General features: G+C 70.0%; 13 protein-coding genes. All 13 read right to left on the reverse strand.

Annotated elements, in window-relative coordinates; genetic code table 11:
- Nucleotides 1-79: 79 nt before the first annotated feature.
- The 13 genes from IEV93_RS16040 to IEV93_RS16100 all read right to left on the reverse strand — a co-directional run bounded on the left by IEV93_RS16040 (nt 80) and on the right by IEV93_RS16100 (nt 21,817).
- On the reverse strand, nt 80-1,633 hold the full coding sequence (locus tag IEV93_RS16040; RefSeq protein WP_188490969.1) for a PfaD family polyunsaturated fatty acid/polyketide biosynthesis protein: 1,554 nt from the start codon (nt 1,631-1,633) through the stop codon (nt 80-82).
- The gene (locus IEV93_RS16045; RefSeq protein WP_188490970.1) at nt 1,630-3,675 is read right to left on the reverse strand and encodes a beta-hydroxydecanoyl-ACP dehydratase; all 2,046 of its coding nucleotides are present in this window, start codon (nt 3,673-3,675) and stop codon (nt 1,630-1,632) included. Before IEV93_RS16045 ends, IEV93_RS16040 begins: the two co-directional genes overlap by 4 nt.
- A complete protein-coding gene (locus IEV93_RS16050) occupies nt 3,672-10,070 on the reverse strand; it encodes a type I polyketide synthase (RefSeq protein WP_229705232.1) in 6,399 nt (2,132 codons plus the stop codon). Before IEV93_RS16050 ends, IEV93_RS16045 begins: the two co-directional genes overlap by 4 nt.
- Before the next feature lie 81 nt (nt 10,071-10,151).
- Nucleotides 10,152-10,757 (reverse strand): SGNH/GDSL hydrolase family protein, encoded by a 606-nt coding sequence (locus IEV93_RS16055; protein ID WP_188490971.1) that lies wholly within the window; start codon nt 10,755-10,757, stop codon nt 10,152-10,154.
- Nucleotides 10,754-12,067, reverse strand: a complete 1,314-nt coding sequence (locus tag IEV93_RS16060; protein ID WP_229705233.1) for an NAD(P)/FAD-dependent oxidoreductase — start codon at nt 12,065-12,067, stop codon at nt 10,754-10,756. The genes IEV93_RS16055 and IEV93_RS16060 overlap by 4 nt, the downstream gene beginning before the upstream one ends.
- A gap of 116 nt (nt 12,068-12,183) precedes the next feature.
- A complete protein-coding gene (locus tag IEV93_RS16065; RefSeq protein WP_188490972.1) occupies nt 12,184-13,905 on the reverse strand; it encodes an AMP-dependent synthetase/ligase in 1,722 nt (573 codons plus the stop codon).
- Between the two features lie 97 nt (nt 13,906-14,002).
- Nucleotides 14,003-15,085: a LysR family transcriptional regulator gene (locus IEV93_RS16070; RefSeq protein ID WP_188490973.1), complete on the reverse strand. Its 1,083-nt coding sequence runs from the start codon at nt 15,083-15,085 to the stop codon at nt 14,003-14,005.
- Between the two features lie 117 nt (nt 15,086-15,202).
- Nucleotides 15,203-15,463: a hypothetical protein gene (locus IEV93_RS16075; RefSeq protein WP_188490974.1), complete on the reverse strand. Its 261-nt coding sequence runs from the start codon at nt 15,461-15,463 to the stop codon at nt 15,203-15,205.
- Between the two features lie 356 nt (nt 15,464-15,819).
- Entirely contained in the window at nt 15,820-16,515 is a 696-nt protein-coding gene (locus IEV93_RS16080) for an MspA family porin (RefSeq protein ID WP_188490975.1), read from the reverse strand.
- A 73-nt stretch (nt 16,516-16,588) separates the two neighbouring features.
- Nucleotides 16,589-17,197, reverse strand: a complete 609-nt coding sequence (locus tag IEV93_RS16085; RefSeq protein WP_188490976.1) for an MspA family porin — start codon at nt 17,195-17,197, stop codon at nt 16,589-16,591.
- A 652-nt stretch (nt 17,198-17,849) separates the two neighbouring features.
- Entirely contained in the window at nt 17,850-18,527 is a 678-nt protein-coding gene (locus IEV93_RS16090; RefSeq protein ID WP_229705234.1) for a MogA/MoaB family molybdenum cofactor biosynthesis protein, read from the reverse strand.
- Nucleotides 18,527-20,209, reverse strand: coding sequence for a trypsin-like peptidase domain-containing protein (locus tag IEV93_RS16095; protein ID WP_188490977.1), 1,683 nt, complete (start codon nt 20,207-20,209; stop codon nt 18,527-18,529). The genes IEV93_RS16090 and IEV93_RS16095 overlap by 1 nt, the downstream gene beginning before the upstream one ends.
- A gap of 189 nt (nt 20,210-20,398) precedes the next feature.
- Complete coding sequence (locus IEV93_RS16100) at nt 20,399-21,817, reverse strand: HAMP domain-containing sensor histidine kinase (protein WP_188491668.1); 1,419 nt, start codon at nt 21,815-21,817, stop codon at nt 20,399-20,401.
- Between the last annotated feature and the right edge of the window lie 116 nt (nt 21,818-21,933).

Here is a 21,933-nt window from a genome sequence, read left to right on the forward strand (position 1 = left end):
GCGTCGATGACGACAAGGGTCTGAGGACACCAACATACCCGGGCGCGGTGAACGCGAACCGTCGCCCGGACCCTGGAGTTCACACGTGCGGTCGGTACTCCGCGTACATCGCGGGCAGCCGCAACCCGGCCGCTCGCAGTGACGAGATCCGGGTCGCGTGGGCGGCGCCGGTGAGGATCTGCTCGGCCACCTCCACCACACCGCGGCGCCCTGGCGATTCCAGGTGCGTGCCGGCGACCCAGGCGTTGAACGCGCCCATCGCCGGCCCGCACCACACCTGGTAGTCCGTCGCGCGACTCGTCTCACCGGCGATGCTCCACGCCGACGACAACCCGAGGTACCACCGGAAGATCAGCGCCATCTTGCGACGCGGATCGTCGGCCGCCGCGGTGATCTGCGCCGGGTCCCGCTCGGTGAAGAACCGCACGCACTCGTCCCACACCGAGTCCAGATCGCGGCGGAAGACGCTCTTCTCCAACGACGCCCGCAGCGGTGCGGGGATGTCGTCGATCGAGTCATACCGCCGGTAGGTCTCGAACAGACTCTGCGCGCGGGAGGCGAACATCGTGCCGCGCCGCAGCACCTGCACGGTGACACCCAGCTCGAACATGTCCGACGACGGCGCCATCGCACAGTCCGAGGCCGACGCCGTCGCGAGCAGTTCCTTGGTCGCCGTCGACTGGCCCGCCTCGACGGTTGCCTGGTTGATCGACCCGGTGACGATGTAGGCCGCACCGAGCGCGAAGGCGGCGGCCGCGGCCGCCGGCGTCCCGATGCCACCCGCCGCACCGATCCGCACCCGCCCCGAGAGTGGGTCGGACACCGCGAGACGGTCACGCACCGCGATGATCTCGGGCAGCGCCACGACCAGCGGGCGGCGGTCGGTGTGTCCGCCGGAATCGGCCTCGACGGTGATGTCGTCGGCCATCGGCACCCGCTGCACCAGTCGGGCCTGCTCGTCGGTGATCTCCCCCGCGACACGCAACGTCTCGACCAGAGCCGACGGTGCGGGACGCAGGAACGCCTCGGCGACCTCGGTCCGCGACACCTTCGCGATCACGCGGTGGCCGACGACGACGTCGCCGTCGGATCCGGTGCGTAGACCGCGTGCGCGGTAACGCACCAACTCCGCCGTCACCGACATGAACGCCGATGCCTCGACACAGCGCACGCCGTGGCGCAGACACGCGTCGACGATGCCGCGTTCCAACGCCGGCTCACTGGGGCTGTGGATCACGTTGCAGGCGAACGGGATGTCGCCCAGCGTCCTGCGCAGACCGGCGAGTGCGGAGTCGACGGTCGCGGGCACCACCCCGGCCGCGCCGTAGCTGGCGAGATATCCCGCCCGGGCCATCGCGGCCACGAGGTCGACCGAGGCGATCCCGTTGGCCATGGCCCCGGCCATGTAGGCGGCCCGGACGCCGTGGAACGCGGCGAACCCGCGCTCGCCGAGCGACTCCGGCGCCAGCGGTCCGACCGCGGCGATCACGGTGGAGCGGTGCGCGACGGCGGGGTCACCGGTGACCGTGACGCCGGACTCGCCGCGCACCACCCACACCGGTGACGCGAGGTCGGCCAGCGCCGCGCCGATGGCGGCGTCCGGGGCGGTCCGGGTGGGCGAGGCGAGGGTCATCGTGCTGCTCCGTCCCGCAGTTCCACCGCGATGTCGGTGAGTTCGTAGATCCGCAGTCCGGGCTTCCACAGCGACGCGTCGGCGACGACGACCACCGAGTCGGCGTCGCGGGTGACCGTCTTGATGTGCACCTCGAGTTCGCAGTGTCCGTCGGTGGGGACGAACTGGCCGCGGTACTTCCAGGAGAACGGCACCCCCTCGGGGATGTGGAACTCGGGTTCGGCGAAGCCGCGGTGATCGCCGGCGTCGATCAGCCACTCCTGCAGGCACTGGATCACCGATTCGACGCCGAGCGAGCCCGGGATGACCGGATCGAGATAGAAGTGGCAGTCGAAGAACCAGTCGCCGGGGTCGATCGGTCGGTCCATGTGCAGGTAGCCCTGCCCGAACTCGCCACCGCCGTCGACGACCTCGACACGATCGACAAGCGCCAGCGCGTCGGTCGAGCAGAGCGGCCCACCGGCGGCCCGACGTCCGGCGACGTCGATGCTGCGGCACCGCGACCGCGCGTTCTCCCGCGCCAACCAACTCGGCCGGTCGCGGCCGGCGTCGAGGCCGGTCTGATTGTCCAGGGCGGAGTCGCTGAAGTACCCGAACATCGTGGAGCCGGAGTAGAACTCGACTCCGTCGGCCCGCAGCGAGTACTCGAAGCTCTGCAACGAGGATCCCGGCATGATCGTGGTCGAGGTGAGGGTGGAGTGCTGGTCGATCGTCTTCCCGCGCAGGTCGATGCGTCGGGCGACTGTCGCGGTCCCGCCGAGGTTGCGCAGACGTAGCGTCTCGTCCGAGGCCAGGGTCGGCCCGAGGTAGTACCCCATCAGCAGCGCCGCCTGCAGCGACGTCTCCATGTAGACGAAGTGCGGGACCGACGCGTTCGCTGTGTCCGCGAGGTACCAAGCGTCGGCGGGGACGTCGTATTCGGTGCGGTACCGGGCACCGGAGTCCCACTCGCCGCGTCGACCGGCGAATTCGGTGACCCGGTCCACCAGGAGCAGGCCACCGGTCGGCAGCCGGGTCGCCCGATTGCCGGTGTAGCGCGCGAACTCCGGGCCGAAGGCGGTGCCCTGATCGCCGCGGGCGAGATGCGCCATGTGGAACTCGGTCAGCAACGCGGGCGTCCCGAGCGCACCGACCCGACCGGTCGGTGCGGTCAGTGCGCCACCGCGGGCGGGACCGACCGTGGCGGCGTCGGTCGGGACGAAGTGCGCGGTCAAATCGAACGGGCTGCCCGGGCCGGCGGGGCCGATGGGGGTGACCCGGGCCCGTAGATGCGGTACGGGCACCAAATCGGCCTCGATCACCCGGACGGACAGTCGGTGTGCGCCCACGGCCGAGGGCGCGGAGTCGACGCTCGAGCGCACCGTGGCGTCGGCCAGACACAGGTGGAGACCGACGTAGGCACCGAGGATCTCGGCGGTGGTGCGGGCGGCGGCCACCGGGTCGCCGCTGATCTCGGCGACACATCCACCGAAGTCGGAACCGGTGGGCGCGTAGTGCAGGTCGCTGATCGAGTCGACGTGTCCGGACGCGCCGATGCGCAACGATGCGTTGACATCTCGCGACGCCGCGCCGATGCGCTGGCGGTAGGCCGCCCCGAAGACGTCGTCGATGCTGCCGCGGGTGAGCCGGTCGATGTCGGGGCCGGTCAGCTCGGTGCGGTCGGTACGCGCCAGCGGCGAGAAACACCGCACCGCGGTCAGCTCGAGTCGGCTGGTCAGGGCACCGGACGTGACCGGGGCCTCGGGCGGGGCGTGATCGGTCGCGCCGGTGTCGATCTGGCCGAGGATGCGATTGATCATGGCGTGCGCGACCGAGTCGGTCGCGGCGATCGTCGCCCGATGTGCCGCGACGACACTCGCCCGGATGGCAGCCACCGGCGTCAGATCCGGCGAGGGGGCCGGTGCTGTCACGGATTCCGAGGCGCGGTGGAAATTCGGGGCGCGGTCGGGCTCCTGGCTGGGTTCGACGGGCGCGGCGACGAGTGCCGCGGTCGCGCCGAGTGGATCGAAATCCGCTCCGTCGAAGGTGATCTGGTCGTTCATCGTGTGCTCCCGCCCGCTGTTGACAGCGATGCCGTCGAGGAATGGTTCGAGTCCGGTCGATCACTCCACCGGCGGACCGAGTCGGCAAACATCGCCGACAGGTCGGGTGCGGCGACGACGGCGATGTCGCGCCAGCTCTGTAGGACCGTGCCGTCGTCGGCGACCGCACGGGCGTCGACGGTGGCCGACATGGCGCCGGGTCGGAGGTTGTCCGCGACGACGGTGAAGGCGCCGTTCGCGGGAAGGGGCCGGTACAGCTCCACCGCGCCGACCCCCATCGGTAGGCACGCCGACCCGAGGGACGCCAGCGCGAGCACCGGCGGCACCTGCAGGATGAGGTCGGCGAGCACCGGGTCGTGCAGGCAGCCGCGGTAGGCACCACCGGCGACGACGCTGTCGGGCAGTCCGCACCGGACCACCAGGCGGTGGGCCGACTCCTCGAGCACGGTGGTCATACCGTGCAGGGCGGGCCCGTGGAACTGGCGCCCCTCCCGGTAGAGATGCCCGGCATCGACACCGTCGAGTGGCCAATCCCGCGGCAGCTCCGGCGGATCGACCGCCGCATCCGAGGAGAGGATGGTGGCGGTGTAGTGCGGAACGGCCCGTCCGGCGCGGTCGCTGGTGACGCGCACCGACATCCGGTCGGGGTCGTCGGTCGGGGTGACGGTGATGTCGAGGTGGTCGGTGACCGACTCGCCGTCACCCGAGGCGAGGGTGACCCCGGAGAGCACCCGCATGTCGTGGACGCCGACGACCGTGCGGCCCGGCGTGGCGCGCTCGACGACGTTGATCGTTGCGGCGATCGCGAACGTGGCCGGCAGCACGGTGCGGGTGCCGATGGTGTGTGCGGCGATGATCGGGTCGGCGGCGACCTCGCCCAGGGAGCGCCGGGCGGTGATTGCCTCGCCGGCGCCGACGGCCCCGGCGCTCGTGCTCGTTGTTCCGCCTCCGGCGAAGAGCGGGCTGTTGGTCCCGATCAGGACGGCCACGTCGTCGATGCGGTCGGTGGTGAACTGCTCGACGAACGCGGTTGCGCCGGTCTCGGGTTCGAGCAGCGAGACACCGACCGCGGCGAAATGCGCACGCAACGCGTCGTCGACCATGCCCGCATCCCATGCACCCCAGTCGATCGCGGTGACATGTCGGGACGGGTCGCGCCGCTTGAACGCGGCCGCGAACCGGGCCAGTGCCTCGTTGGCGGTCGCGTAGTCGCTCTGGCCGGTGTTACCGAACAACCCGGCGATCGACGTGAACAGCACGAGGTGTCGTAGGCGGTGGTCGTCGACCGCACCGAGCAGCGCCGTCAATCCGTCGATCTTGGTGGTCAGCACCCGGTCGATCTCGTCGCGGGTCTTGCGCACGATCGGGGCGTCGGCCAGGACACCGGCGCCGTGCACGATCCCGGTGATCTCCGAGCGTCGTGGCGCCAGCGCTGTCCGGACCGCGTCGGCGTCGGTCACGTCGACCGACACGTACACGGCGCGTCCGTCCAATGCGGCCAGGGTGGAGGCGATCTCGCGTTCGGCGCGCACCGCGCCACAGGCCCGGCCGATGGCGCGGGGATTGGCGCCCGTCGGTGCGAGCGCCGCGATGGCTGCCCGCTGCAGGGCGTCGTCGGCCACTCCCCTCGCCCAGTCGGGTTCGGTGGAGCGTTCGGATCGTCCGAGCAGCAGGAAGCGGGCGTCGCAGTGCCGCGCCAGTTCGATGACGCACAGGGCGGTCACCCCGCGCGCACCGCCGGAGACCACGAGCAGATCGTCGGCGGTGACGGTCAGGTCGCGTCGGTCGACGGCGCGGGCGGCCACATCGGGCAGCACGACCGTGGGATCGCCGTGGCGGCTGGGTACGACCGTCACGCGCTCCCCGGTGGCGTCGACGCCGACCTCGAGGGTGTCGGTGGCGGCGTCGTGGATCTCGGTGACCAGCGCCTGCGCCGCCTGCTGCGGGTCGAGGTCGGGAGCGAGGTCGATCGCGCGGGTGAACAGCGTCGGGTGTTCGGCGGCCAGGGTTTTCACCAGGCCCCCGACGCCGGCGGTCATGGATGCGACGGGGTCGGTGCGGGTGTCACCGAAGCCGCAGCAGCCGTCGACCGCGGTGACGGTGATCAACGCGGTGCGGCCGTCACTTTTCGCGGTCAGTGTCGGGATGAGCGAGCGGACTGCGAGGATGGCGTCGGTGAGCAGTGCGCGGGCGCCGCGTGCCGAGGCGGCCGTGGCCGGGTCGAGTACGAGGACCGCGAGGTCGGGGGCCCGGTCGCCGCTCAGGTGGGTGTCGAGATCCGTGCCGCCCACCGTGGCGAGAGTGTCGGTGGCCCAGCTCGACTCGGCGAGCTGCCGGGCCAGGGCGACCGAGACCGGCGCATCGAAGGACGCGCCGAGGGTGACGATCAGCGCCGACGACCGCGGCCGGAAGGCGGACGCGTCGACGTCGACACCGGGCAGGGCCACCACACCGACCGCGGTGCGCGCGGTCGGCGTGACGGTCGTCGCTGCCGTCGAATCGGTGGAGGAGAAGGTCAGATCAGAGTGCCGCGGCTCCGCGGCCGGCGCTTTTGGGTCGACATCACTCCCCACGGCGATCACCGCGACGATGTCGTCGATGGTCCTCAACTCCCCGAGTCGTTCCGGCCCGAGACTGGGCAGGTGCGGGAAGCGTTCCTGCACCGCACCGAGAACCTGGACGCGCTTGATGGAGTCGACACCGAGGTCGGACTCGAGATCCATTGTCGTGTCGATCATGTCGACCGGGTAGCCGGTCTTGTCGGCGATGACCTCGCGCAGGGCGTCGCGCAGCACGGCGCTGTCGCCGGACGGGGCGGACTCGACGGCCGGTTCCGGCGCAGGAGCAGGCGCGGGCGCAGGTGTCGGGGCGGGAGCAGGCGTCGGCACCGGGGCGGGCGCGGCCTGAACCGGTGCCGGGCGCTCGGCGATGGCCGGCGCGGCGGGCGCCGGGGCAGCGGCCGGGGCGACACTCGCCTGCGGTGCAGCGGTGTGCGTCGTGAACTGACGGCTCGCGACGGGACGCGGCGCGGTGCTGATCGGCAGTCCCGCCTCGAGCTCGGCGAGACCGGCGAGCACGTGTGCGGCCTGGGTGTGGCTGTCGCTCAACGCGACCGACTGGTTGCTGACGGCCTCGATGGCGCGGACGGTGGTGTCGTCGAGACGGTCACCGGCGAGCGCGGCGGCCAGGCCACGGGCGATCGACAGCTGCGTTCCGAGGAACTCGCGGTGGGTGTCGAGATGCTGGGTGAGGGCGTGACCGAGCTGCCCGGAGTCAGAGAACTCCGAACTCGGTGACGGATGGGGCGTGCTCATGGGGGTCTCCTGGTGGTCGGGGGCGGGAGCAGGGGGCGGGGTCGGGACGGGGACGGGAACGGGCGGTACGTGCCCAACTGGCGGACTTACGGGCCCAACTGGCGGACTTACGGGCCCAACTGGCGGACTTACGTGCCCAACTGGCGGGTCTACGTGCCCAACTGGCGGGTCTACGTGCCCAACTGGCGGGCTTACGTGCCCAACTGGGGCGTGGGGGGCGTGGACCTGATAGCCGTTGTCGAGGGTGTCGGCGTAGGCCTTCGCGCGGGCGGCTGGGACATACTCCGGGGCCGAGATCGTCACCGACATCTTCCCGGCGGCGCGCGGGGTCGTCGGCGCGGTCTGATGACGGTTGATGTCGTGGAGCGGGACACCGAGCACGGCCAGCTGCACCGCGGCCCGCTTGATGCCGAGGTCACCGTCACCCATCGGGCCCAGGTCGGTCGGTATCGCGACCACGTCATCACCCAGCGTGCGGCGCACCAGCGAGGTGAGGACCTGCTTCGGGCCGAACTCGACGAACACCGTGCACCCGGCGTCACGCATGCCCTCGAGCACCGACACGAACTCCACCGGCTGCATCAGCTGGTCGACGAGGATGTCGCCGTTGGCCGAGGAGTCCGCACCATACCGACGGCTCGGGTCGTTGCCGAACACCGGACGCGCGGGTTCCCCCACCGACACCGACCGCACCGCTGCGCCGAAGGCGTCGCTGGCGTGGGCGACGTAGGGCGTGTGGAAGGCCGCCGAGACGGGCAGGCGTCGGGTGTTCCAGCCGCGGTCGGCGGCGATGGCCTCGAACGACTCGACGGCGGCGGTACCTCCTCCGACGACGACCTGATCGGGTGCATTGTGGTTGCAGACGTAGAGATCGGCCACGGCTGCGACCGCGGCGTCCACCTCGGGACGGGAGGCGCGCACGGCGAGCATCGTTCCGGCGTCGCCGTCACCGCGGGGCGCCATCGCGGCACCACGGGCCCGGGCGAGGGTGAAGAAGTCGTCGGTGTCGAGCGACCCGGCGGCCCACAGCGCGGTCAGCTCACCGAAGCTGTGCCCGGCGAATGCCGTTGCCCGCAGGCCCAGCTCGTCGAGGTACCGGTACAGACCGACCGAGAGCGCGCCGATCGCCGGCTGCGCGTACTCGGTCTGCCGCAGGCGGTCCTCGTCGGCGTCGGCGGTCTCGTCGTCGAACGACGGCGGCGGGAACACCACCGACCCCAGTCGTCGCGGCGCACCGGCGAACGCGGCGTTCGCGTCGTCGAAGGCGGTCGCGACCGGCGGGATGGCCAGCGCGGCGGCCGAACCCATGGCGACGTACTGGCTTCCCTGGCCGGCGAACAGTGCGCCGACAACCAGATCGGCCTTGGCCGAGCTGCGGTAGTGGATGCCCTCCGGATGCGACCACGCCGACGCGTCGGGGTTGCGGCGCAACTGCTCGACGGCGAGCTCGCGCAGACGGTCCCGCTGCTCGTCGTCGACCCAGACGAACCCGATCCGCACGTCGCCGGCCGGGATCTCGCCGCCGTCGAGTCCGGCCTCGGTGTTCAGCGACTCGATCAGCGAGTCCACGTCGGCGGCGTGCCACAGCCCGACCGTCGCGCTGCGGTGCAGGGCGCGCAGCCCGGTGCGGTCACCGTCGGCCTCCTCGAGCACGAGGTGGAAGTTGGTGCCGCCGAATCCCATCGCCGACACCGCGGCCCGACGGACCGGGCGGTGCGGGTCCAGGATCCACGGGCGGGTGACGCTGTTGACGTAGTACGGCGAGTCGGGCGTGATGACGGCATTGGGTCGGTCGACGTTGATCGTGCCCGGCAGCACCTTGTGGTGCAGGCCCAGCGCCAGTTTCATCAGGCTCGCGGTGCCCGCGGCCCCCTTGGTGTGACCGATCTGCGACTTGACACTGCCCAGGGCGGCGAAGGCGTTCTCGTCGGAGTCCGCTCGCAGCACCGCACCCAGCGCGGTCAGTTCGGTACGGTCCCCCACCGCGGTTCCGGTGGCGTGCGCCTCGAACAGCTCGATCGACGACGCGTCGACCCGTGCGTCGGCGTATGCGCGGCGCAGCGCGACCTGTTGGCCGTCGGCGTGCGGGGCGTAGATGCTCTTCGACCGACCGTCACTCGACGACCCCAGTCCCTTGATCACCGCGTACACCCGGTTGCCGTCGCGCCGGGCGTCGTCGAGACGACGCAGCGCCAGCATCGCGATGCCCTCGCCGAGCAGCGTGCCGTCGGCGTTGTCGGCGAAGGGGCTGATCTGTCCGGTCGGCGAGAGCGCCCCGACCTTGGAGAAGCAGAGGTAGATGAAGATGGAGTTCTCGGTGTCCACACCACCGGTGATCATGGTGTCGGCGCGGCCGTCGACCAGTTCGGCGATCGCGGTCCGGATGGCGGCCAGCGATGCGGCACAGGCGGCGTCGACCGTGCAGTTGATGCCGCCGAGGCCGAAACGGTTGGCGATCCGACCCGCGACCACGTTGGCCAGCAGCCCCGGGAACGAGTTCTCCTCCCACGGCGCGAACGCCGCGACGTACTTCTCGGCGATCGCGTCGGCGTCGTCCTCCGAGAGTCCTGTGCTGCGGACCGCCTCCTTGAGGACCGGCGTCGACAGGCGCGCGGCCAGCGGGTGCATCAGCGGCACCGGTCCCGTGGTCCCCACCACCACACCGGTCTTCGACGGGTCGTACCAGGACGCGGTCCCGTCGGGGGTCGTCGCGCCGGCGTCGGCGAGCAGATCCCGTACGACCCCGAGGCTCAGCGTCTGCATGGTGCTGGTGACCTCGAGCTGATTCGGCGGCATCCCGAACTCGATGGGATCGAACTCCACGTCCGGGACGAACGCGCCTCGCCGCGAGTACGTCTTGTCCGGGGTCGACCGGTCGGCGTCGTAGTAGTCGTCCAGACTCCACCGCGACGCGGGAACCTCGGTCGTGCAATCGGTTCCGTCGACGATGTTCTGCCAGTAGTCACCCATCGTGGGTGCGCCGGGCAGCAGCGCCGACATGCCGACGATCGCGATGGGGGTGTCGGCGAGACGTCGGTTGATGTACCCGGTCTGCTCATCGGGCGAGGGGGCGATGGTCACGTGGGCTCTCCGCGTTCGAGTCCCGGCGCCCGCGGATGCGGGCGCCGGAGGGGGTGGGCGAACTTCAGGGGTGGTGTCGGCCTAGGCGGCGAGGTCGGTGTCGCGGGTGTGCGCGATCCGCTCGGCCACCGTCTGCGCGAACAGGCTGTGACCGGATGCGTTGGGGTGCAGCCCGTCCTCGGACCACACGGCGTCGGAGTCCCAGCGCGACTCGACGGCGATGTCGAGCAGCAGGGTCCCGGTGTCCCGACAGACGTCGGCGAGCACCTCGTTGGCGCGGGCGAACCGGTCGCGGAGCAGCTCGGTGAACGCGGGCGGCACCGGGAGTCGGCCGGGGATGTCGGGGTACGACGCGGTGAAGACCGTCGCACCGGTGGCGTTGAGGGTGGAGTGGATCGTCGACAGGTTCTCGGCGAACCTTCTCGGGTGGTAGTCGCTGACGAGGTCGTTGACCCCGACGATCACGCCCACGAGCGGCGGTCGTCCGGCGACGGCGCGGGCGAGCTGGTCGGCGCACACCATCGCGGTGGTCGCACCGTGCTCGCCGAGGTTGCGCACCCGCGTCGACCGCAGGCCGAGCTGGCCGGCCAGACGCGGGACCCAGCCGCGGAATGCGCCGTCGGTGCCGGTGTCGCCGCGACCCTCGACGAAGCTGTCGCCGATGGCGCAGAGATCGACGCCTCTCATGCCGGGACCAGGTGGCGGTCGTCGGCGGGCAGGCCCACGGTCGCGTACAGCTCGGCCAGGTTCTCCGGCGCGAAGAACTCCTCGCCCGGGTAGCCGCCGGCGATGAGGCCGAAGAACTTCCGGGTGTACTCGGGGCTCTTGCTGGCGGCGCGGAACACCGAGTCGTAGTACGGGGTGAGCGAGAGCTCGGAGATCGACTTTGTCAGCTCGAACGTCCCGGCGCTCTGCGCGTCCCGCTCGGCCTGGTAGGCGGCCAGCGCCTCGTCCAACGGACGCGCTCCGCCGAGGCCCTCGATCAGGCGCTGCGACAACAGTTCTGCGTACTTCAGGGCGTCGGTGATGCCCCAGCCGGTGAACGGGTCCTTGTGGTAGGCGGCGTCGCCGACCAGGGCCCAACCGTTGCCGAAGGACTCGCGGCGGAAGTTGTCCGGGTAGCTCATCGGGCGCAGGCGCTCGACGCGGGTGCCCATGTCACGGAACTCCTCGCCGTAGGCGGGATCGACGGCGCTGATGATCTGCTGGATGCCGCCGTCGGCGTCGCGACGGAAGTCCTTGAGACGGTCGCGCTTGCGCATGACCGCGACCAGCGACAGGTCGTCGTTGGTGGGCCAGGACGCGAACTGCTGCTCGCCGAAGCCGGTGCGGTGCTGCATGCCCCAGTCGAGGCCGGAGTAGTAGGAGTAATAGACGAAGCAGCCGCCGGGCGACTCCTCGTACTTCTGCGCGCCGACGTGCTTGGCGACGGTGGAGTTGGCGCCGTCGGCCCCGATGACGAAGCGCGCGCGGAACTCGCTGTCGCCACCCTCGGCGCTGGTTCCGCGGATGCCGACCACACGGCCGTCGTCCTCGGTGATGAGGCCGCGGACGGTGTAGCCCTCGATGATCTCGGCGCCGGACTCACGCGCGGCGTGCACCAGGATCGAGTCGAGGACGGTGCGCCGCGGGCAGTACACCGCGTCGATGCCGTCGATCGGATCGGCGAAGCCCTGCAGGGCGATGTCGGTGTAGGAGAAGTTGAGGTGGCGGATCGGCGGGCACCCCGAGGCGATGACCGTGTCGAGCAGACCCCAGTCCTGCAGCCGCGACAGGCCGGCCTGGTGCAGGTAGTGGGTGGACACGGTGTCGCTGGGGAAGCGGGCGGTGTCGACCGCGAGGACACGGAGTCCGCTGCGCGCGAGCAGCATTGCGGCGGAGCTTCCGGACACGCGGGCTCCGACAACGATGACGTCGTACATGGTGATCTCCTTGGTCTGACGAGGGATGGTGGGCGGTGATCCTGCGGCGGACGAGGGGCCGTTCGCCGCTCTCATGACCAGTCTTCGGGTTCGGCGGCCGCGGTGCCGCTCGGTGTCGAAGTAGTCATGGGTTCATCGGCAGAGGCTATCGAGCACGGGAGTGGTTCCGGCAGAACACAATCACCGGAAGTTCATCCACCCGCCACGGCGCCGACACGGCTGGGGACGGACCCGTACATGTCGCTCACGTGCGCGTCGAAGTGGTCGACGATGGCGGCCCGACGCAGTTTCAGCGACGAGGTGAGCAGACCGTTGGCGACGGTGAGATCGCCGGGCACGATGCGGAACTCCCGCACCGACTCCGCCCGCGACACGAGGCTGTTGGCGTCGGCGATGGCCTCGGCCACCGCATCGCGCAGGGCCGGGTCGGCGAGGTCAGCGTCGCCGCCCGGTCCGGTCGCGCCACGCTCGGAGCGCCATCGGGCGTACGCCGCAGCGTCGAGGGTCACCAGGGCCGCGACGAACGGCATCCCCTCCCCCACGACGATCGCGTTGCTGACCAACGGGTGCAGTCGGATCCGGTCCTCGAGTGGGGTGGGGGCGACGTTCTTGCCGCCGCTGGTCACCAGGATCTCCTTCTTGCGTCCGGTGATCATCAGGTAGCCGTGCGGGTCGATGTCACCGATGTCGCCGGTGTGCAACCAGCCATCGGCGTCGACGGCGGTGCGGTCGGCCGCGGCACCCCAGTAACCGGGGCTGACGTTGGGCCCGGACACCAACACCTCGCCGTCGTCGGCCACCGCGATCGTGGTGCCCGGGATGGGCCGACCGACGGTGCCGACACGGTTGGTCTCCGGTGCGTTGACCGAGGCCGCGGTGGCCGTCTCGGTCATGCCGTAGCAGTTGCAGATCGTGACGCCGAACCCGGCGTAGAAGGCGACCGTGGTGGCGTCGAGGGTGGCGCCGCCGCAGATCACCGACCGCAACCGACCACCGAGCATCGACGAGGTCGGTTGATCCACGGCGTGGTCGCGTTCGCCGATGACGTCGTGTCCGCGCAGCAGTGCCGCGGTCTCCTCGCCGGCGGGCAGGTGCAGACGGTGGGCCTTGCGGATCTTCTCCAGCGCATACGGCACCAGGGCGAGGAACGTCGGTGCGATGCCCGGCAGCGCGGGGACGAGGTCGGGGACGCCGGGCAGCAGGTGTGTCCGGGTGGCGGCGAGCAACGACGCGAACAGCATCGTCTGACCGAACACGTGCGACAGGGGCAGCGCCAGCGCCGTCGCGGCGTCGTTCTCGGTGAACATGGCACCGGCCCGGTCGACGGTGTTGGCCGCGGCGGCGTACATGTTGCCGTGGGTGATGATGCAGCCCTTCGCATCCCCGGTGGTCCCGCTGGTGTAGACGATCATCGCGGTGTCGTGCGCACGGACCGCGCCCAGGTGGTCCTCGACGCTCATCGGTACGGCGTCGTGGTCCGGGGCGAGCTCGGCGAACGTGAGCGCCTCGATTCCCGCCGTGGTCAACCGCGCGCGGTCGGTGTCGTCGGCGGCCACGCCCAGCCGTGCTCCGGAGTCGGTGACGACGTGGTTCAGCTGGTGCTCCGAGGAGGTGGGGTACACCGGCACGACGACCGCGCCGAGCGCGAGGACGGCCAGATCGACGAGCACCCAGTCCAGGCTGGTCACCGCCAGGATCGCGACGCGGTCGCCACGTCCGATCCCCCGTGCCGCCAGGTCACCCGCGATCTGCCGGACACGATCGTCGGCCTGCGCCCCCGACAGGGACACCGACCCGGTCGCGTCGACGAGGATCGAACGCAGGGAACAGTTCCCGAAGCTGACGCGCACCTGCGCGTACAGCGACTCGTCATCGGCCAGGACACGTCCGGTACCACCGTGCGACTTCTTCATGGCTGCCATGGTTGCCGCGCCCCGTGACCGCGGCGTCGTACCCGGGCAAAAGCCGAACGGCCGAATGGCTCTGCCTATGACCGTCGCGGGCGAGCCCCTAGGACGCCGGTGTACGCACCTCGGCGACGACCCGCTGGCGTGTGGTGAGCGCGGACGGATCGTGCGGCGGTCGCTTCGACCGCGGCGCACCGGGAGTCGACGCGCCGGGGGCCGACCCGGTCTCGGACCCGCGCTTGGACTCGGCCGCCCGCTTCGTCTCGGCTGCACGGTTGGACTCGGCTTCGGCGCACACGTCGTCGACACACTCGACGAAGGCGTCCACCGCGGAGTTGACCGTCGAGGCACTCCACACCATGTAGAGGTCGATGGTCGGGATCGGGTCGACGAGCTTGACCGCCACTGACGACGCGCCGACCGTCCCCATGCCCACCGCCGCCGCCCGCGAGAGCGACGCGAACGCCACGTACGGCTTGATCGCCACCATGTGCGCGGTGCCGCTGGGGTCGTCGGAGGTCTGCACGATGCTCAGGGTCGCCTGCGCGTCGGCCGCCGCCGAGACGATCGCGTCGTACATCGCCGGGCACTGATCACGGGCGAAGAGCACGCAGCGCTCGTTTGCGAGCTCGGCGCAGCGGACACTGGTCCGTCCGGCCCACGGGTGCGACCGACCGACCACCGCCACGATGGGGACCTTGGAGAGGATCTTGCGCGAGCGGAAACCGTCGGAGTGCGGTCGGCCGTAGACCAGCGCCACGTCCACCGAGCCGTTGGTCAGTCCGTCGAGCTGCGGTCCGGTGCGCTTCTCGCACAGAGACACAACGACTTTCGGGTGCCGCTCGTTCATCTTGGTCAGCGCCGACGGCAGCACGTGCCGGCTGGCCGGGAAGTTGTAGGAGACGTTCAGCGCACCGGACTGTCCGGCCGCGGTCGACTTGGTGACATCGACCGCCTTGTCCATCTGCGCGATGACCATGCGCGCCTGCTTCGCGAACTCGACACCCGAGGCGGTCAAGCGCACCTCGTGCGAGTTGCGGACCACCAGGCTCACGTCGAGAGACTTCTCGAGCTTCTGCAACTGCGCACTCAGCGACGGCTGCGACAGGTGCAGCCGCGCCGCGGCCCGCCCGAAATGCAGTTCCTCGGCCAGAGTTATGAACGAAACCAGATGTCTGAAATCCATGATTGCCCATCCATCACCACGCCCCGATGACGCTGGTTGAGACGGTAGGCGCGACGCGTTACCCGCGGTCAAACACCGGGTGCCCGCATCGTGTCGAGATGGGGCGGTCGGGAATGTTCAGCTCGCGCGGGCCAACCACAGACGCTTGCGGCACACGGCCTTCATCTGCTCGACGACCTGTACCGACATCGAGCCGTCGGCCGACTCGTCGAGGCGCGACCGGAGCCGGGTGAAGAACTCGACGTCGCCGAGGCCGAACTGCTCGCGGATCTTCTCGGCGGGACCGCCGCCGTGCTGGAACCATCCGAGCTCGAAGCCGATGAGATCGTCGTCGATCATCCGCTTGCCGCTCTGCCCGAAAGCGCTGTCCACGCTCATGTGCCTCACCCCGTCCGATTTCTCTGTCGCCGCGCGCCCCCGCCGGGCAACGCCACCATTGTGCACTCGGTCACGCAACCACGCCACCATTTTCGTCTGCATGGAGATTACGTTATCGACGCTAAATTACGGTGAGAAAAACGTTCCGTACCAGTGGGTTACGGACAATTCGGTGACTGCGCACGTCGGCGGCCGTTCCCGTCGGTGAGGGGTCCCAATCGCCGGGTCCGCGCAACCCCAGGTGTTCATGCGACCCACCGTGTCGGATATCGGCAGTAGGAGGAGAAATGCTCCGGACACGCAGTTGGGGAGCGACCCGAAGGTCGCTCCCCAACTGGAGAACTCAGATCAGACGATCAGCCGAGGCTGAACGGCTTGCCGTACAGGGTGACGTAGCCGTCGACCGCGTCGGTCGAGACCTTCACCGTGACCGAGGCCTTGGCCGAGGCGTAGCCCGCGCAACCGTTGACCTGGAAGGTCTCCTGGCTGTAGGCGATGCCGCCGCGCTTGCCGGCGAACGAGAACGTGCTGTCGGCCGTGTCGCCGCCGTTGTACTTGCCGACGCCGCTGTCGAGGACCGGCACGAACTTCGCGGCACCCGGCGCGATGGAGATCGACCCGGTCGGGGCGACGTTAGTGTCGCTGTTGGCGATCGCGTTGTCAGCCGGGTCCGCAGCGGTTCCGGGCTCGTAACCGAAGCTTCCGCCACTACCTGCACTGCCACCGTCGCTGAGATCGACCTGGCAGCCGACGATGTAACCCGCGTTGACGGAGCCACCGGTCGCGCCCGAGCCGCCGACGGTGACGAGCACCTTGCCGGAGGTCCACACGTTGCGGGTGGTGGCGTTGGCCGCACCCGAGCGGGCGCGGGTGACGAACTCGTCCTTGAGCTGCACGGTCACCTTGGTGCCGTCGGCGAGAGTCTGGGTGGTGAAGCCACCGGGCAGCTTGCCCGCGGCCGCGTTACCGGCGCCCAGGCTGGCCAGGGCCACGGCCGAGACGCTGGCGATGGCCGCGGCTGCTGCCACGGAGCGCATCTTGTTGTTCTTCATGATTCCCCTTACGGAATTCAGTCTGCTTGCGGCAGATAAAGTTTCGAGAGATTGGAAGGTTTTATCTGCAGCGTCAGTTCAGGCTGAACGGAGCGCCGTACAGGGTCGACTTGATGTAGTAATCACCCTTGACGGTGACCTGCGAGTAGGCACGCGCGGTGGCGTAGCCGCCGCACTGCTGCACGTCGATCTGCTGACGCTTGTACTGAATGATCGCCTGGCCACCCTTGATGGTCTTGGCGTCGGAGATCGGGACGAACACGGCCTGGCCGGGCTTGACCGGGAGGGAGAAGCTACCGCTCAGGATTGCTTCCGGGGCCGCGTCGAGCGTTCCGGTCAGACCGAGCGACAATGCGCCGATGTTGACCTGGCAACCGACGATGTAGCCGCTGACCAGTGTGGCGTCCGCACCCTTGGGGGCAGTGGCGACGATGGTGCCGCTGACCTCGGCCGCACGGCCGAGGCCGTTGTTGGCCTGCGAGGGAACGGGGTACGCGCTCTCACCGGCGCGCTTGAGGGTGACCTTCTCGCCGTCGACGCCGAAGGTGACCTTGGAACCATTCGGAAGAGGGCCCGCGGCGGCGGTGCCTGCGCCCAAGGAGGCCATACCGACCGCGGCTGCCGCGGCGATGGCGGCCGCGCCGGCCAGGCGGCGAAGGCCGGAGTTGCTCATCTTGCTCATTCGTTCCCTCTCACGGAAGTGCGTTATCCAGACGACATCGGAATGTTAGCCCGGAGTGACCTGACGGTTCTGCGAAATACTGACCTGGGTGATTGACGAGCACATTGCGCGCTGTTACCGCGAAGTTAATTCCCGGCCACTGCTCTGGTTCCCCCACCCGGGAGTGTTCTGCAGGACTCCGCACCACCGTCGGTGTGTGGTGCGTCATCACGGCGAACGTTAGCGGTACGCAACCGCCTGAACAACACATAGACGCGTCGTGTCGCAAAAGCCCAGTACGTTGATCGCAAATCGCGCATTCATCGGAGCGCACTATGTGGGTTCAGGACCGCCTGGGGCATATGTCCGTTGTGACCGCTGTGACGTGGGGCTATTCGTGATGCGGAGGCCGATTGCTGAGAAGCCACTCGTCCGACCTGGAGCCACCAGACCGGTGATCCTTGTCACTGTTGGTGAGGCTAGCCTCATCTGACGTCACGGCGGGCATGTCGTCGCCGAAGATCTCCGCCAGACGGCGGCGCTCGTCCCAATTCGTGCGATCGGTCATCGCCCCATTGTCCACCCGCCGCGGGTCGGCGGAAAACAGAAGAACCCGGACCTCCGCTGGGCGGGGATCCGGGTTCGTCGGTGGCGTGGAGCGCGTCGGCTCGAGTCAGAACTCGCTGATCGACTCGATGACGGCCTTGGCCAGCGGGGTCACGGTGGCCATGCCGTCGCGCACCGCGGCGCGTGAGCTGGCGAGATTGACCACCAGGGTCTGACCGGACATGCCGGCGACACCGCGCGAGAGGCCGGCGTCGGCCGCACCGGCGGCGAGACCCGAACTACGGACGGCCTCCTCGATCCCGCGCAGGTTGCGGTCGAGCAGTCCGGCGGTCGCCTCCGGGGTGACGTCGCGGGGCCGGACCCCGACACCGCCGACCGAGACGACCAGGTCGACACCGCCGATGACCGCCGTGTTGAGCGCGTTGCGGATCTCCACCTCGTCGGCAGAGACCGCGACCGTGGCGTCGACGTGGAACCCCGCCTCGGTGAGCAACTCCCCCACCAGCGGTCCGATCAGGGTCTGGTCCTCGCCGTGGGCGGCGCGGTCGTCGACCACCACCACCAGCGCACGGCCGAGATCCTGCGATTCGAGACTGACCGACATCTTCTGTCCCTCTCCGGTGCCCGCGGCCAGACGCTCGGCCGCGATCTCCGCGGCGACGAGGTCGTGCTGGGTGACGCCAGTGTCGTGGGCGAACTGCTGTTCGCCGTCGGCGATCACACTATCGGTGGTGATCGGGGGCAGGATCCGCAGGATTCCGGTGCGGTCGTCGGTGGTGGACATCAATTTCCCCCGGTGTTGAGAGTGTCGAGAGTGACCTGGACGGTTCGGGTCGAACCGTTGGCCGAGTAGGTGATCGAGACGGTGTCGCCGGGCGCGTTCGATCGGATCGCGGCGACGAGTGCGTCGCCCGAGCTGATGACGCGGTCGTTGACCTTGGTGATCAGCGCGCCTGCGGGGATGCCCGCGCGTGCCGCCGCGCCGCCCGCGGTGACGTCGGAGATCTGCGCGCCGGGCGTGCTGGCCGCGGTTCCGGCCGAGCGCACCGAGACACCGAGTCCGGCCTGCGTGGCCTTGCCCGTCTGCTGCAGCTCCTTGGCCACGCGCATCGCCTGGTCGATCGGGATCGCGAAACCGAGGCCGATGCTGCCGCTCTGGCCGCCCTCTCCGCCCGATCCGCTGGACAGGCTCGCGATGGCGGTGTTGATGCCGATCAGGGCGCCGTTGGCGTTGACGAGCGCGCCACCGGAGTTACCCGGGTTGATCGCCGCGTCGGTCTGGATCGCGTCGATCACCGAGGCGGTGCTGTTGTCCTCGCCTGCCGTCGACACCGGGCGGTTCAGCGAGGAGATGATGCCGGTGGTGACGGTGCCCGCGAGACCCAGGGGCGAGCCGACCGCGATGACGTTCTGGCCCACCGCGAGGTTGCCGGACGTGCCGACGGTGATCGGGGTGAGACCGGTCTTGTCGGCCTTGATCACGGCGATGTCGGAGATGGGGTCGGTGCCGAGGACCCGTGCGCCCGAGGTGCTGCCGTCGCTGTAGTTGACGGTGAGCTGGCCCGTGCCGCCGGACTCGGCGGTGACGACGTGGTTGTTGGTGAGGATGACGCCGTCCGCGCTGAGCACCACGCCGGAGCCCTCGCCCTCGCGGTTGCCCACCCGCACGTCGATGGAGACCACCGACGGCAGGACCTTGGCCGCCACGGCCTGCGTCGAACCGGCCGGGGCCGCGACGGGCTGGGCGGTGTCGCGGTCGCCGGCGATGGTGGAGCCGGTGAGCGAGGAGGAGTTGCTGTCGTTGTCGACGCTGGCGCCGACGACCCCACCGATGCCGCCCGCGAGCGCGCACGCCGCGATCACGGCGACGGCGAGCCCCGCCTTGGATCCGCCGGAGCGCTTCGCGGTATGCGTCGACCCGGGACCGCCCGACGAGCCGCCGGGGAAGTACGCGGGGCCCGCGCCGTAGGGCGACTGGCCGAACGACGACGTCTGCCCGGTCGGCGACGACTGGCCGTACTGGCCGTACGGCGAGGTCTGCCCGTAGGCGGACTGTCCGTAGCCGCCCTGTCCGTGACTGCCCGGCGGGAACTGGCTGGTGTCGGCGGACTCGTGCGCGCCGCCCTGCTGCGAGCCGAACTGTCCGGTCCCGTACTGACCCGATCCGTACTGACCCGAGCCGTACTGGCCCGTCCCGTACTGACCCGATCCGTACTGGGACGAGCCGTACTGGCCCGCGCCGCCCTGGTTCGAGCCGTACTGCGACCCCGACTGCGCGTCGTACCCGTACGGGTTCGCGCTGTAGGGGTTGGTGGTCGACGACTGATCGCCCGACTGATCACCGGACGGTTGGCCGTGAGCCCCGGCGGACGACGCTGTCGCACCGGTCTCGCCGGTCGACTCGCCGTGCTCGGATCCCGACCCACGCTCGTGCTCAGAACCCGGCCCGTATTGGCTGTCGGTCATGGAGAAGTGCCCTTCGACGTGGCGGTGACCTCGCGGTCACGCATGGAGGTGATCAATGAGATTAACCGTGCTCTATCGCCCTGAGAGGGGACTGAGACCAGCCCGCGTTTTTCCATGAGCATCCGAGATACACGGCGCCGGCGCGGTCGATGTCCGGTTTTTGCCGACGTGAAACGGCGTTGTCGCTGCTCAGGCGTCGATGACGGGCGGTTGCGGGTCCATCGGGGTGGGCCGACCGGGGAGCTCGATGCGGATCAACGCGCCGCCGAGATCCGACTCGCCCGCGGAGACGAGTCCGCCGTGTTTCACCACGACCTGCCGCACGATCGCCAGGCCGAGACCGGAACCGGGCATCGACCGGGCTGCGGTCGAGCGGTAGAAGCGGTCGAAGACCAGGGCGCGGTCCTCGAACGGGATACCCGGGCCGGCGTCGCTGACGGTGAGTTCGGCTCGCTCGGTGGATATCTGACGGAGTCGGACCGCCACCGGTCGGCCCGGCGGGCTCCATTTGGCGGCGTTGTCGAGGACGTTGAGCACCGCACGCGAGAGGCCGTTGGACTCGCCGAAGACGAACCACGGGGCCATTTGCACCGAGAACTCGACGTCGCTGCGACGGCGTCGGACGCGCTCGAGCGAACGGTCCACCACCTCCGACAGGTCGACCTCCTCGTGCACCACCTGTGGGGCGTCGTCGCGTGCGAGGTCGACGAGGTCGCCGACCAGGGTCGTGAGCTCCTCGATCTGCGCCATCACGTCGTGTCGCAGATCGGCCATGTCGGACTCCGGGATGGGCGGTGCCCCGGGTGCGCTGGTCGCGATGAGCAGCTCGAGGTTGGTGCGCATCGACGTCAGGGGCGTGCGGAGCTCGTGTCCGGCGTCGGCCACGAGCCGCGATTGTCGGTCCCGCGACTCGGCGAGCGCTCGCAGCATCAGGTTGAAGCTCTGAGTCAACCGCGCGAGTTCGTCGTTGCCGGTCACCGGGATCGGGTTGAGGTCGTCGGTGCGGGCGATGCGTTCGGACGCCTGGGTGAGTCGGGCGACCGGGCGTAGGCCGGCCCGCGCGACCGTCGTGCCCGCGACGGCGGCCAGGATCACCCCGCAGCCGCCGACGATCGCGAGCACCCAGGCGAGTCGGCCGAGGACCTTGTCGGTGGGGTCGAGGCTCTGGGCCATGATCAAGGTGTTGCCGTCCACCAGCTTTCGCGCCAGGACGCGCTGGTTGTTCACGGTGCGCAGGCTCGACGGGGACGTCGTGGCGGCGTCCCCGGCCATCACCACCGACCGCTCGGCGGCGCCGTAGGGCACGTCACCGATCTGGAAGGCGCGCCCGCTGGGCATCACCAGTGCGACGGAGATGTCGGTGGAGAAGACGGTCCCGGCGACGAGGTTCTCCGGCGCGTCGTCGAGGACGCCGTAGCGCGCGAGCTGGGTCATGCCCTCGGCGCGGTTCTCGAGCTGGGCGTCGACGTCGGCGTACATGGCGCGGTAGACCACGGCGTAGGCGCTGACCGCCATCACCGCCACCGCGATGCCCACCACGGTCGCCGCGAGGAGGGTGACGCGCAGTCGTAACGAGATCGACCGCGTCAGCAGCGAGGCGTCGCGCATCGTGCCGTGCGACTTGGTGTCGGTGGACGGGGTCGGTGGGGGGTCGGCGAAGGGGTCGTGCGACACCGGGGTCCAGCCCGGCGGTGCCTGGGTGGGATCCCCCTGACCCGGTTCGT

It is taken from the genome of Williamsia phyllosphaerae (assembly GCF_014635305.1).
GTDB lineage: Bacteria > Actinomycetota > Actinomycetes > Mycobacteriales > Mycobacteriaceae > Williamsia_A > Williamsia_A phyllosphaerae.